Source organism: Chitinophaga sp. YIM B06452, from assembly GCF_039655965.1.
In the GTDB taxonomy this organism is placed as follows: Bacteria; Bacteroidota; Bacteroidia; order Chitinophagales; family Chitinophagaceae; genus Chitinophaga.
This window is the reverse complement of sequence record NZ_JAWLKY010000001.1, coordinates 767,488-780,879: the sequence shown is the minus strand read 5'-3', so window position 1 is coordinate 780,879 and position 13,392 is coordinate 767,488. Positions and strand designations below refer to the sequence as shown.

Annotated in this window: 9 protein-coding genes; all 9 read left to right on the top strand. The window is 54.3% G+C overall.

Annotated elements, in window-relative coordinates; genetic code table 11:
• The 9 genes from R3I13_RS02825 to R3I13_RS02785 all read left to right on the top strand — a co-directional run bounded on the left by R3I13_RS02825 (nucleotide 1) and on the right by R3I13_RS02785 (nucleotide 13,316).
• Nucleotides 1-888, top strand: a complete 888-nt coding sequence (locus R3I13_RS02825; protein ID WP_346316403.1) for a hypothetical protein — start codon at nucleotides 1-3, stop codon at nucleotides 886-888.
• Nucleotides 889-1,112: 224 nt separating this feature from the next.
• A complete protein-coding gene (locus R3I13_RS02820) occupies nucleotides 1,113-4,226 on the top strand; it encodes a TonB-dependent receptor (RefSeq protein WP_346316402.1) in 3,114 nt (1,037 codons plus the stop codon).
• Between the two features lie 20 nt (nucleotides 4,227-4,246).
• On the top strand, nucleotides 4,247-6,076 hold the full coding sequence (locus R3I13_RS02815) for a RagB/SusD family nutrient uptake outer membrane protein (RefSeq protein ID WP_346316401.1): 1,830 nt from the start codon (nucleotides 4,247-4,249) through the stop codon (nucleotides 6,074-6,076).
• A 20-nt stretch (nucleotides 6,077-6,096) separates the two neighbouring features.
• The gene (locus tag R3I13_RS02810) at nucleotides 6,097-7,167 is read left to right on the top strand and encodes a DUF5017 domain-containing protein (protein WP_346316400.1); all 1,071 of its coding nucleotides are present in this window, start codon (nucleotides 6,097-6,099) and stop codon (nucleotides 7,165-7,167) included.
• Nucleotides 7,168-7,179: 12 nt separating this feature from the next.
• Nucleotides 7,180-8,100, top strand: a complete 921-nt coding sequence (locus R3I13_RS02805) for an amidohydrolase family protein (RefSeq protein ID WP_346316399.1) — start codon at nucleotides 7,180-7,182, stop codon at nucleotides 8,098-8,100.
• The gene (locus tag R3I13_RS02800) at nucleotides 8,090-8,875 is read left to right on the top strand and encodes an amidohydrolase family protein (RefSeq protein ID WP_346316398.1); all 786 of its coding nucleotides are present in this window, start codon (nucleotides 8,090-8,092) and stop codon (nucleotides 8,873-8,875) included. Before R3I13_RS02805 ends, R3I13_RS02800 begins: the two co-directional genes overlap by 11 nt.
• A gap of 47 nt (nucleotides 8,876-8,922) precedes the next feature.
• Entirely contained in the window at nucleotides 8,923-9,999 is a 1,077-nt protein-coding gene (locus R3I13_RS02795) for a substrate-binding domain-containing protein (protein WP_346316397.1), read from the top strand.
• Nucleotides 10,000-10,340: 341 nt separating this feature from the next.
• Entirely contained in the window at nucleotides 10,341-11,708 is a 1,368-nt protein-coding gene (locus R3I13_RS02790) for a DegT/DnrJ/EryC1/StrS family aminotransferase (protein WP_346316396.1), read from the top strand.
• Nucleotides 11,709-11,966: 258 nt separating this feature from the next.
• Nucleotides 11,967-13,316, top strand: coding sequence for a hypothetical protein (locus tag R3I13_RS02785; RefSeq protein WP_346316395.1), 1,350 nt, complete (start codon nucleotides 11,967-11,969; stop codon nucleotides 13,314-13,316).
• The last annotated feature ends 76 nt before the right edge of the window (nucleotides 13,317-13,392 follow it).

The window sequence follows — 13,392 nt, the reverse complement described above, 5'->3', positions numbered from 1 at the left end:
ATGCTACAACGACTTTTCATTTTCTCCTGCCTGCTCTGGTGCGCATCCTGCTCCAGCAGCAAGCTGCACACGCAAAATGCCGCCGCCGCTAAAACGCAGCTGCTGAAAAATACTTATGGCACTTACGGCGCGCCGCCCCGGCTGGCAGGCGGGCGGGTGAATATGGAACAGTTGCTGGCCGAGTTGAAAGAGCTGCATGTAACCACTTACCACTGGCTCATCTGGCAGAACGAAAATGATTGGGACGACCTGCAGGCTTTCCTGCCGGTAGCGCGCAAACATCATATCAAAGTATGGGTGACCGTGGTGCCACCCAGCGAATCGAAGCCCAGGGCCAAAATGAATTCCGAACCTTTCGGCAAGGATTACAAACGCTGGGCGCAGGAGTTCGCGCGCCTCAGCCTGAAAGAGCCGGCGCTGGTGGCCTGGAGCATAGACGATTTTGCGCACAACCTGGATACGTTCACACCATCGTACACGGATTCCTGCCTGCAGGGCGCCAAGGCGATCAACCCGCGCCTTTCATTCGTGCCCTGCTTATATTACCGGCAGATCACGCCGAAGTTTGCCGCTGCCTACGGCGCTATGCTGGACGGCCTGCTGTTCCCCTACCGGGCCGAATCTGCCGGCGGCAACCTGAAAGACCCTTCGATGGTGGAATCTGAAATAGCCACTATCCGTAAACTTTTTAAACCGGGCATGCCCGTATTTGTAGACATCTATGCCACGGCGCATTCCAGGCTGGGGCCCTCTACTCCCGAATATGTGAAGCAGGTGCTTGAATTCAGTAAACTATATGCGGACGGCGTGCTGATCTATTGTCACCAGGACCCCGTGAAGTCCGCGGAAAAATATAACGTCATCAAGGAAGGATTTGCCGGGCGCTGAGCGCAGTATCGTTTATATACAGACATGAGATCGCCTTATCCGTGATTTGCTGACCCGCAAAGATCACCAGGGAGGATTAGTTGAAAACCGAATGTAGAGCGTTTATTATTCCTGCTTATTCCATTGTCGTGTACGTACCCGTAGTAGGTCGAAATTTTATCAATCATAACTATTCTGCTATGGAACGCAAGTGTATTCATTTTTTTGCTGCACTTCTCCTTGCAATGTGCATTGCCCTAACGCTTCCGTTCACGTCTTACGCCCAGGCCCAGCCTGCGGTTACAGGGCTTGTGGTTGAAAAAGGCACCAACAGTGCAATGAAGGGAGTGACAGTGACTGTCAAAAACAGTACCCGGAAAACCTATACCGGAGACGATGGACGGTTTACCATCAACGCCGGCCCCGAGGATGTTCTTGTTTTTACCTTCATCAGCATGGAGCCGGTGGAAGTGAAAGTGGACGGGCGCTCCGTCGTAAACGTCACCATGCAGACCAAAGAATCTGCATTGGGTGAAGTGGTGGTGATCGGTTACAACACCGTCCGGAAAAAAGACCTGACCGGCGCAGTAGGGCAGGCCAATGTAAAAGACATGCAGAAAGCGCCGGTAGCCAGCTTTGCCGAAGCGCTGGCAGGCCGCGTGGCCGGCGTACAGGTGGCCAGTGCAGACGGGCAGCCCGGCGCAGGTGTGAACATCGTGATCCGCGGGCCCGGTTCGCTCACGCAGGACGTATCTCCGCTGTATGTGGTAGACGGCTTCCCCGTTGAAGACCTCGATCCCGCCACGCTGAATCCCGACGACATTGAATCGCTCACCATCCTGAAAGACGCGTCTTCCACCGCCATCTACGGCTCCCGCGCTGCCAACGGCGTGGTGCTGATACAAACGAAGCGCGGACGATCCGGCAAGGCTTCCATTTCCTTCGGCGTTTCCTCCGGCTTCCAGCTGGAAAGAAAAAAGATGGAACTGATGAGCCCGTATGAATACATCAAATACCAGCTGGAGCGCTTTCCCACCACCAGCGAAGGCTGGCGTTACCTCGCAGACGGCAAAACACTGGAAGATTATAAGAACGTAAAAGGAGAAGATTTCCAGGACTACGTTTTCACCAAAGGCCGCGTGAATATATACAACCTGGCGATCAGAGGCGGCAATGAACAGACGAAATACTCCGTGTCCGGCTCCCTCTTCGACCAGGAAGGGATCATCATCAATACCGGCCTGAAAAGATACACCGCGCGCATGTCGCTGGACCATACGGTGAGCAAACGCATCAAAGTAGGCTTCACGACAGGTTATTCAGACGTGACCACCTGGGGCCAGGCCATCAGCAGCACGCCTACCAGCAGCACTTCCAGCTACGTGATGTTCCGCACCTGGGCCTACCGCCCCATCGGCTTCCCGGATTCAGACATCAACCTCGTGGAAGAAGAAGCGGATGAATCCTCCATCACACCCAGCGATTTCCGCATCAATCCCGTACTGGATCTTGAAAACCAATACCAATACAACTACAACAAATTGTTTGAAGGGCTGGGTAACGTAAGCATCAACATCCTGGACGAACTGGTGCTGAAAGTGAGCGGCGGCATACGGAAGAACGATTTCAAATACGACAAGTTCTTCAATTCCAAAACCTCCAAAGGCAGCCCCAGCAATCCCAATAACGTAGACGGCATCAACGGCTCGGTGCTGCAAACGGAAACCAGCAGCTGGTCTAATGAAAATACATTGACCTATACCAACACTTTCCGCCAGAAACATACGCTCACTGCCTTGGGGCTTGTGAGCTTCCAACGGAATGATCTCGTATCTGAAGGGTATTCGTCGCGCCTGCTGCCCAATGAAAGCCTGGGCATTGCCGGCCTGAACGACGGTATTCCTTTTAATCCGGTTGCCAACCGCTCCTACAACACACGCAGTTCCTATGGCGGCAGGCTTGATTATAACTACGATTCCCGTTACATGGTCACGCTTACGTTCCGGGCAGACGGCTCTTCCAAGTTCGCGCCCGGCAACCGCTGGGGATATTTCCCCGGTGCCGCGCTGGCCTGGAATATGCACAACGAAAAATTCTTCAAAGGGCAGAAAGTGATCAGCACCTCCAAGCTCAGGGGCAGCTTTGGCGTAGTGGGCAATGACCGCGTGGGCGATTTCAGCTACATCTCCATGCTCACCACATCCACCAACGGTTATTCCTTCCAGAACGCCACGCCGCTGCTGTCTGTATATCAATCCAACCTCGGCAACCCGGAGCTCACCTGGGAGCGCACTACTTCCACAGACGTCGGGTATGAGCTGGGCCTTTTCAATAACCGGCTGGAATTCACGGCCGATGTGTACAAACGCACAACGGACGACCTGCTGCTGAATGCGCAACTGCCGCCCACCGTAGGTTTCAGCACTGCATTCAAGAACATCGGCAAGATCGAGAACAAAGGGCTGGAGCTGACGCTGAACGCGCATGTGCTGGAGTCGAAAGATTTCAGCTGGGAGAGCAGCATCAATATCACCTTCAACAAAAACAAGGTGCTGGCGCTCACTGAAGGCCAGCGATCGCTGGACAACTCCGTGGTGACCGATGTGAACTATAGCGATAACCTGTATACCTCCGAGATCGGGAAACCTTCCGGCATGATGGTGGGATATATCTGGGAAGGCAATTACCAGTATGCGGATTTTGACAGTCCCGCGCCGGGCGTGTATGTGCTGAAGCCGGAAGTGCCCGCCAACGGGAGGCCGCGTAACACCATCCAGCCGGGCGATATAAAGTACCGCGACATGAATGGCGACGGCAACGTGAATTCGGACGACAAAACGATCATCGGCCGCGGCCAGCCCATTCACACCGGTGGTTTCGTGAACAACCTGCGGTACAAGGGTTTCAGCCTGAACGTATTTTTACAATGGTCATACGGCGGCGACATCTACAACGCGAACCGCATCACCTTCGAAGGGAACCCGAACGGCCGCCGCAATATGAACCAGTTTGCCAGCTACATCAACCGCTGGTCGCCGGAAAACCAGACCAATGAACACTTCAGGGCGGGCGGTGAAGGCGTGATCGGCTACCATTCTTCCAAATACGTGGAAGACGGTTCCTACCTCCGCCTCAAAACCTTGTCGCTGGACTATTCGCTGCCCCAGGCCTGGCTGCGGAAAGTCTACATGACCAATCTGTCGCTGAACGTGGCGATGCAGAACCTTTTAACCTGGACGAAATACAAAGGGCTGGATCCGGAAGTTTCGACGCGCAACAACATCCTGACGCCGGGATACGATTATTCAGCTTATCCGCAGGCCAGGACCATCACCTTCGGTCTGAAAGCAAATTTCTAAACCGCTTAACATCTTCAGGTATGAACATCAGATACTTCATCATACTGGGTCTTATCATCCTCACATCCGCCTCCTGCAAGGACTTCCTGGATACCAAGCCGAAGGATGCGCTCTTCCCCGGCAATTATTATAAAACACCGCAGGAGCTCGACTATGCGCTTACTTCAGTATATCATACATTAGGCACGGACGGCCTGTATGGCAACAACGTGCTGTATCTTCTCGGCTGGTCGGCAGACGAGGGCTTTATGAACCGCACCACCATTGCCGTTGGCGCTTTCAGGCTGAACCATACTACCAGCGACCAGTACGTGACCACTTTCTGGCGCGAGTTGTACAACGGCATCAACCGGGCGAATAATTTACTGGAGAACGTAGACAACAACCAATCCATTGACGCGGCCAAACGGCGCACTGTGCGCGGCGAAGCGCTTTTCCTGCGGGCGTATTATTATTTCCTGCTGGTGCAGAACTTCGGCGGTGTGCCGCTGAAGCTGGAATCCAGCAAGTCCCCTACAGACGTACATAGCGAAAGGGCGACCGTAAAGCAGGTGTACGACCAGGTGATCAAAGACATGACCGAAGCGGAAGGGCTGGTGCAGGATATTTCCACGTTCGGCTTCGGCGGAAGGATATCCAAATCCGCCGTGCGCGGCATTTTGATGCGGGTGAACCTCTATATGGCCGGTTCCCCATTGAAAGAAACAGCCCGTTACCAGGAAGTGATCAACTGGGGAAAAAAGATCATGCAGGACGGCTTGGCCGCTCACGCCATGAATCCCAGCTTTTCCAGCATTTTCATCACCATGGCCGAAGAGAAATACGATATCAAAGAAAGTATCTGGGAAGCGGAGTTTGCCGGCAACGGAACAGACGTGTACGTGGAAACGGGCCGCAACGGCTGGATCAACGGCATTGCCACGCCCAATACCAACACCGGCCGGGCTGACGCTTACATGTATTACACCGCGAAGCTCTACAATAGCTATGAGCCCGGCGACCTCCGCAAATACTGGTGCATCCCGCATTTCAACTATGCGGGGCTGCCCGCGGCCAGCGGCACCAAATCGCTTATTTCAGAGATCACATCAGAAACTACCAAATACGGCCGCACACCCGGTAAATTCCGCAGGGAGTACGAAACCCTGATCCCGAAAATGCCCACCCGCTCGCCCATCAATGTGCCGCTGCTGCGGTATACGGACGTGCTGATGATGTACGCCGAAGCATTGAACGAAGTGCAGGGCCCGGTAGCCGAAGCCGTGAATATCGTGAATTCCGTGCGGCGCAGAAGCTGGTCCACAGGCATTAAGAGCTTCACTGTCACCAACGGCGGCAGCGGCTACACCACCGCTCCGGCTGTTACCATCTCCGGCAATGGCGGCGCTTCCGCCAAAGCGGTGATCGCCAACGGGGCTGTAACCGGTATTGTGCTGGAACGTGATCCCTCAGGCGTTACCTACTCGCTTGCCGGGAAATACACCGCTGCTCCCACCGTTACCATCACCGGCGACGGCACCGGCGCGCAGGCCACGGCCACCATATTCAAGCCGGAAGACGCCGATGTGAAACCCGCCTTCACCGCATCCAAAGAGGATTTCCGCAGGTTCATACAAGATGAGCGGATGCGCGAGTTCAATTTCGAGAACATGCGCCGGGCGGACCTGGTGCGCTGGGGAATTTATGAACAGGTGAACAGCGATATGGCGGCGATCATGAGCACGGATGTTCCCGGCTCCGCATTTATCAGTTATTATTCAAACATGACCGCTCCAAAGCACCTGCTGCTCCCCATTCCCAGCGCGGAAATGGTAACGAACAACAAAATGGTGCAGAACCCCGGTTGGTAAACATGAAAAAAAGTAATCCTATGCAGTACAAATTCATATGGCTGATAAGTCTTCCCCTCGCAATGGCCGCCTGTTCCGAAAAGCTGGGCGACCTGGAAGAACCCGTGCTGGAGGTATCGGTGGAGAAAACGAGCTTTAAAGTAGACGAGCCCGTCGTATTCACTTTCAGCGGCACGCAAACCGGCATTTCTTTTTATTCCGGCGAAGTGTTCAACGACTATGCTTTCAAAGACGGCCGCAAGGTGGATCTTGCAGGCCAGGGCGCCACGCTGGATTTCTTTTCGCAGCTGGCCGGCAACGGTACACAAACCGGGCAGCTGAGCGTATGGCTGTCTAACAACTACAACGGCGCCGGCGATCTTGCTGCCGTAAAAGCCGCCGCCTGGACGGATGTAACCGGGAGCTTCAAACTCGCTACCGCCGCTACCAACACGGCTTCCGGCAAGCTGGATGTCAGCGCCTGGGTTTCCAAGGACAAGCCGCTTTACATCGGTTTCAAATACATCACCAAACCGCAGGCTACCAACGGCCTGGCGCGCGTGTGGTGGATACAGAGCCTGGCCGTGAGAAGCAAAGCCGAACAGCTCGGCACAAAGGAACTGCTGCTGACAGACCAGGAGAACGCCGGTTTCAGGACCATCAACCAGTACCCGGCGGATGCGCCTTCCCTCACCACGATCACCGCTACCAGGATCTCGCTGGTGGGTAACAAATACAAGAACCCGCAGGATTCCATCTACAACCCTGCTTATTCCATCTACGATCCGAAGAACCCGATCTACGATCCGAAAAGCCCGACATACCAGCCCACCGCGAGAGTGCCCGTTTATGTGCCGTATGATCCTAACAGCCCGTATAACGATCCTGCAACGGAAACCTGGGTGATCTCCAAACCGGTCTATGAAGATAAGATAGACCTGGGGCCGGACAGGGCCGTGTCCATCAAAGGCATCAACACCGATGTGCTGGACAATTACACGCATACTTACAAAACGCCCGGCACTTACAAAGTTTATTTCGTGGCATCCAATCATAATATCGACGGGGTGAAAACGGTAGTGCGCCAGCTGGAGCTTACCATTACACCCTGATAAAAACATTACATGAACAGAAGGAATTTTGTACGGAACATGGCTACCTCCGCTTCGGGCCTGATACTCGGTGGTGGGTTGCTGCAAACGGCAGAGGCGCAGGCTGCGGCTGACAAAGGTGCTGAAGGCCGCATCAAACAAATGATGCAATACCGGAAGCTGGACGCGCACGTGCACCTTGGGCTTTCCAACGACCCGCCTGAGCTGAACGTGGATTTCGCGGAGCGGCTGGGCATCACCCGGATGTTCATCTCCAAACCCGTTACCCGCGGGCCCGGCGCGCCGGAAGACTTCAGGGCCTGCAACGACGTGATCCTGAAAGCGATGAAAAAATACCCGGAAAAGCTCACCGGCATGCTCACGCTGAACCCGCAGTACCCGAAAGAATCGCTCGAAGAGATAAAACGCTGCACCGGCGAAGGAATGACCGGCGTGAAAGTATATTACCAGGTGAAGATCAACGACCCGCTTTTTTATCCCATCATCGAAAAGGTGGCCGAGATGAAAATGATCATTCTCATGCATGCCGAAGCTGCGCTGGGCATTGGCGGCTACCGCATGAAGTATGACCAGAAGATCAAACCGATGACCTCGCGCCCGGAAGACTTCATAGAAGCGGCCGCGCGTTATCCCGAAGCAATGTTCCAGTACGCGCACACCGGCGGCGGGCCCGATTGGGAGTATGCCTGCAAGGCATTGCGCCACAGCCCGAATGTATACGTGGACGTATCCGGCAGCAACAACGAGAACAACATGGTGGAATTCGCCGTGAATACACTGGGTGTGGAAAGAGTGCTGTTCGGCTCAGACAATATGTATTATCAATCCGTTGGCAAGATCATGGACGCGCGGCTGACGGAAGAACAGAAACGGAAAATATTCTTTGACAACTACAAGGCGATACTGCAGAAAGGAGGCTACCATGTTGATTGATATCAATGCTTACACCGGCCACTGGCCCTTTAAACGGCTGCGCGGCAACAGCTGCGAAGGCATCCTGGAGCGGATGAAGGAATACGGCACAGACCTGTCTGTGATCACGAACCTGAACGGCGTTTTTTATAAGAACACCCAGTCGGCCAACGAAGAACTGTATGAAGAAATACGCTCCAAAAGGGCGTTCAGCGACCGTTTCCTGCCTTTCGGCATCATCAATCCCATTTATGCCGGCTGGAAGGATGACTTTAATACCTGCGTGAAGAACTTCGGCATGAAAGGCATCCGTGTATTTCCTAACTATCATGACTACACGATAGATGACCCTAACCTGCTGGACCTGGTGAAAATGGCTAGGGACAACAATGTGGCGGTAGCGCTCACCATGCGCATCGTAGACAGCCGGCAACGCTCCTGGATGGACCTTTCCACCGAATGGGCGCTGAAAGATTACCTGCCGCTGCTGCGCGCCGTGCCTGATGCAAAACTCATGCTGCTGAACCTGGGCACGCCCCTGGCCATGTCTGAAGAAGATGAAAGGACGATCCGGGAAGGCAATGTGCTGATAGATACTTCAGGCCGGTATATTTCCAACTTCGCCAGCTTCGTGAAGCGGTTCGGGAAGAACAAATTTGCATTCGGCACGCATTTCCCCGTGCTGGACTATTACACCGGGCTGCTGCGGATAGAATCGCTGCGGAAGGAAGAGGCGGACGACGCGGACAGGGAACTGTTCAGGCACGGGAATGCCAGCCGGTTCCTGGGGCTCTGAAGGCGGGATAATTTTTCATATTTTCGGGCCTGTAACCGCAAAATGCCATGAAATCATCCAATAATATAAAAAAGGATCAGCCGTTGTCAGGGATCAAAGAGATTGCGAGGAGGGCCAACGTATCGATCGCTACGGTAGACCGTGTGATCCATGACAGGCCGGGCCTTGCCCCGGGTACGAAGGAAAAGGTGCTGAAGATCATCAAGGAACTGAACTACCAGCCTAATATACACGCGCGCCGCCTGAGCCTGGCCAAGCAGTTCAGGATCGCGACGCTCATCCCGGTACGGTCTAAAGAGACCAGCTTCTGGGAAGGGCCGCTGAAAGGGATCGAGATGGCTGCGGCTGAGATCGGCCAGTATGGCGCAACGGTGGAGAAGTTCTTTTACGACCAGGAATCCGTCAGCTCATTCCAGCAACAGGCCAGCCTGCTGCTGAAATCGAAGCCGGACGGCCTGCTGTTTGCCCCGGCATTCATGGAAGAATCGGTTCTGTTTGTGCAGAAGTGCCAGAAGCAAGGCATTCCCTACGTGCTGATGGACTCCGACCTGCCCGGCGAAAACAGCCTGGCCTACATCGGTCCCAACCAGAACGCGAGCGGCAGCCTGGCAGCGCACCTGATCAGCTACCTGGTGGAGAAAGACGACAGCATCCTCATCGTGAATATTTCCAAAGAGCTGGACGACCAGCACCACCTGCTTAAAAAAGAAGAAGGCTTCAGGAATTATTTCAGGACGCACCGCTGGGACAACCAGATACTAAAGATCAACATCAATAAAACCGATCCGAAGTCCATCGAAAAAGGCCTGGCCGGCATGTTCAAAGAACATCCGAACATCCGCGTGGTGTTTGTGACCAATTCGAGAGTATCCAATGTGGCGGCCTTCGTGGAGAAGCTGGACAGGAAGGTGATATTGATGGGATATGATTTTGTGAATGAGAATATCGAGTTCATCGAAAAAGGCGTGATCGATTTCCTGATCTGCCAGAAGCCGCTGGAGCAGGCTTACAAGGGAGTGATGACGTTGTACCAGCACCTGGCGATCTCTTTCCCGGTGAAGAAAGTGACGTTCATGCCGATCGATATTATTACGCGGGAGAATTATAGTTTTTATAATTACTAGAGCGAGGCATTAGCAGGATAGACGACGCGGGAAAATTTCGTCATTGCGAGAGAGTTGTAGTTGATCAAACCCGTCATTGCGAGGAGCCGCAGAGCCAAAGCGGGGGCTCGACGAAGCAATCTTTTGTACTGGATTGATACACGCCTGCGTTTGGAGATTGCTTCGTCGCGCACCCGCGCACAATCCCTCACTGCTCCTCGCAATGACGGGCTTCGCGGCATGAGGCGATAAAGCGGAGATATCTTTTATATAGAAAAGCGGGGAAACCCCGCTCTTTTCAGCCGATAATCCGGTAACGTTACCGGTTGTGTGGAAGGTCAATTTTATTTAAGCTGTTTATTATGGCAGGTAAAGACATCGGTCGCCGCAACTTCATCAGTACGCTCGCGGCAGCATCCATAGCAGGGGCCGTAGCGCCCGCGTTGCAGGCATTTTCGGCCGTTCCGTCCAAACGGGCGGGATTGTTAGCCGCATTGGGCGGAGAGCCGGTAAGGCCCGCTTTTAAGCAATGGCCGAAGTGGCCGCATGTAGACGAGCGTATGATCGAAGAAGTGGTGAAGACGACCAAAAGCGGCATCTGGAGCAGAATACAATCACCCGTAAATGGGGCTGTAGCTACTTTTGAGAAGCAGTTTGCCGGGCTGATCGGCTCGGAATACTGTATAGGCACCGGTTCCGGCACGCAGGCGCTGGCCATTTGCGTGGAAGCGATGGGCATAGGGCCGGGCGATGAAGTGATCACTTCCCCGTATACGGATTTCGGCACCGTGTCTGCCATCCTCACCAGCCGCGCATTGCCCGTGCTGGCGGACCTGGATCCAGATTCCTACCAGCTGGACCCCGCAGACGTGGAGCGCAAGATCACGCCGCGCACAAAGGCCATCATGCCCGTGCATATCATGGGGCTGCCGGCGGATATGGACAAGATCATGGCCATCGCGGCGAAACACAAGCTGAAAGTGATAGAAGACGCCTGCCAGGGCGCACTCGCCAAATATCGCGGCAAGTCGCTGGGCACTATCGGCGACCTGGGCTGTTTCAGTTTCCAGGCCAGCAAATCCATCGCCTGTGGCGAAGGCGGTGCAGTGGTGGGAAACGATGAAGCATTGATGGACCAGTGTTTCACTGTTCACAATCACGGTACCAACCGCAAGGGTAAACATGTCACCATCGGGCCGAAGAACAGGATGAATGAATTTGAGGCCAGCATCCTGAACGGGCAGCTGCCTACGGCCACCGGCCGGTTTTTGCTCAGGAATAAAAATGCGGCTTACCTCAGCTCGAAGCTCAAAGGCTTTGCAGGCCTCGTTCCGCAGAAACAATACGAAGGCACGGAAAGCGGCGGCTATTACAACTACGCGATGTCGTACAAAAAAGAACACTTCAACAATGCCACCCGCCAGCAATTCCTGAAAGCCCTTGCTGCGGAAGGCATTGCGCTGAGCCCTTACATTCCCAACGGTCTGCACCGCGAAGCCTGGACAGACCATATTCTTGAGCTGGAGGAGTATAAGGACATGTTTCCCGCCGCAAGACTGAAAGCCTGGCGTGAAGCGGTTTCCAGCATGCCCGGTTGCGACCGTGTGTGCGCCGAAATGATCGTATTACCCGGCTCAGGCCCGCTCATAGCAGGCACAACTGATATGGACGATATCATCAATGCCATTATGAAAGTTTATGAGAACAGGGATAAGCTTGCTTCTTTGTGAAAATGAAACCGGTGAAGGAAGTTCACTGAAGCCGGTATTCTTTACAATGGGAAGCACGTCTTCGTCATTGCGAACGGAAAACCCGTCATTGCGAGGAGCAACAGGGCATCCTGTGCAACAGGAAGCGCGACGAAGCAATCTCCCAACATGGGGTGTGTCAATCAAATGCAGGAGATTGCTTCGTCGCCCCTCCCGCTTTGGCTCTGCTCCTTCTCGCAATGACGGATTCTTTTTGATCAATCATTATAAACATAACAGATGAAACGGATCATCAGCATAGCATTTATTCTTATCGCACCATATTTGCCATCCACTGCGGCTGCGGAAGACACCTTACGGATCAGCAGCTTCGACGTGGATGCCACGCCGTCGCCGGGAACATGGCTGGTGTATGACAAGATGGTCAACAGCTGGGACCAAAGCCTTCGTGCAAAAGGGATCGTGCTCACCGGCTCGGGAAAACCGATTGTGCTCTGCGTGATAGACTGGATCGGCATTGCGAACGAAGGCTACGATGAGTTCTGCAAAGCGCTGGCCGAAGCCGCCGGCACTACGCCGGACAGGGTGGCCCTTCATGCGCTGCACCAGCACGATGCGCCCGTGTGCGATTTTGGCGCGGAGCAATGGCTGAAGAAAGAAGGCATGGACGCGCTTGGATTTGAAGGTACTTTTTCCCGCGAAGTGATCCGCCGGCTGCGCGAATCCGTGGCCGCTTCGCTGAAACAACTGAAACCGGTAACGCATATCGGCCTTGGCCAGGCTGAAGTGTACAAAGTGGCATCCAACCGCCGCATCGTGGGTCCGCAGGGAAAAGTAATTGCTTCCCGCACTTCAGCTACCAAAGATCCCGCTGTGCGGAACCAGCCGGAAGGACTGATAGACCCTATGGTGCAGCTGGTCAGCTTCTGGAACAACGACAAGCCGCTGGCGGTGCTCAGCTATTACGCCACGCATCCGCAAAGCTATTACCGCACCGGCGTTGCCAATCCTGACATCCCCGGCGTGGCGCGCTTTTTCAGGCAACTGGCGGTGCCAGATGCGCTGCACCTGCATTTCAACGGGGCAGGCGGAAATATTACCGCGGGCAAATACAACGACGGCTCCCGTGAAAACCGCCTGGTACTGGCGGAGCGCCTGGCAGACGGCATGCAGCGTGCATGGAAACAAACCGTCAAAGAAAAAGTAAATATTTCCAATATACGCTGGACCACCGCGCCGGTGGCTTTACCGCCCAAGAAGAGCCTGGATACGCTGGGGCGATTGCTGCACCGGGAAACTTCCACTTTCATCGCCAACAATGTTTCAAAACTAGTTTGGCTGGAAAGAGTGAAGAAAGGCAGAACGATCAGCATCAGCAGCCTGCGCATTGGCACAGCGCGCATGGTGCACCTGCCCGGCGAATGTTTTATTGAATACCAGCTGGCCGCCAAAGCCATGCAGCCAGATATGTTCGTGACCGTGGCTGCTTATGGCGACTATGCGCCCGGGTACATCGGCACCGTCGCCGCTTACGAAGAAGGCGGCTATGAAACCGGCCAGGCCTCCGCGGTAACGCCGGAGGCAGAGAAGGTGCTGCTGGAGGCGATCAGGAAGGTGCTGGCGGAATAGTTGCGGCCTAGGCTGTGAAAAAATAAGATGCTACTTGTAGAATATAGTGAAGGCAGGCCCTGGCGTAAGTTTGAAG

Excerpts from the sequence above, each read along its gene's own strand:
- R3I13_RS02820 (WP_346316402.1), top strand. The coding sequence starts at position 1,113 with ATGTGCATTGCCCTAACGCTTCCGTTCACGTCTTACGCCCAGGCCCAG.
- R3I13_RS02800 (WP_346316398.1), top strand. The coding sequence starts at position 8,090 with ATGTTGATTGATATCAATGCTTACACCGGCCACTGGCCCTTTAAACGG.
- R3I13_RS02805 (WP_346316399.1), top strand. The coding sequence starts at position 7,180 with ATGAACAGAAGGAATTTTGTACGGAACATGGCTACCTCCGCTTCGGGC.
- R3I13_RS02810 (WP_346316400.1), top strand. The coding sequence starts at position 6,097 with ATGCAGTACAAATTCATATGGCTGATAAGTCTTCCCCTCGCAATGGCC.
- R3I13_RS02795 (WP_346316397.1), top strand. The coding sequence starts at position 8,923 with ATGAAATCATCCAATAATATAAAAAAGGATCAGCCGTTGTCAGGGATC.
- R3I13_RS02815 (WP_346316401.1), top strand. The coding sequence starts at position 4,247 with ATGAACATCAGATACTTCATCATACTGGGTCTTATCATCCTCACATCC.
- R3I13_RS02825 (WP_346316403.1), top strand. The coding sequence starts at position 1 with ATGCTACAACGACTTTTCATTTTCTCCTGCCTGCTCTGGTGCGCATCC.
- R3I13_RS02790 (WP_346316396.1), top strand. The coding sequence starts at position 10,341 with ATGGCAGGTAAAGACATCGGTCGCCGCAACTTCATCAGTACGCTCGCG.
- R3I13_RS02785 (WP_346316395.1), top strand. The coding sequence starts at position 11,967 with ATGAAACGGATCATCAGCATAGCATTTATTCTTATCGCACCATATTTG.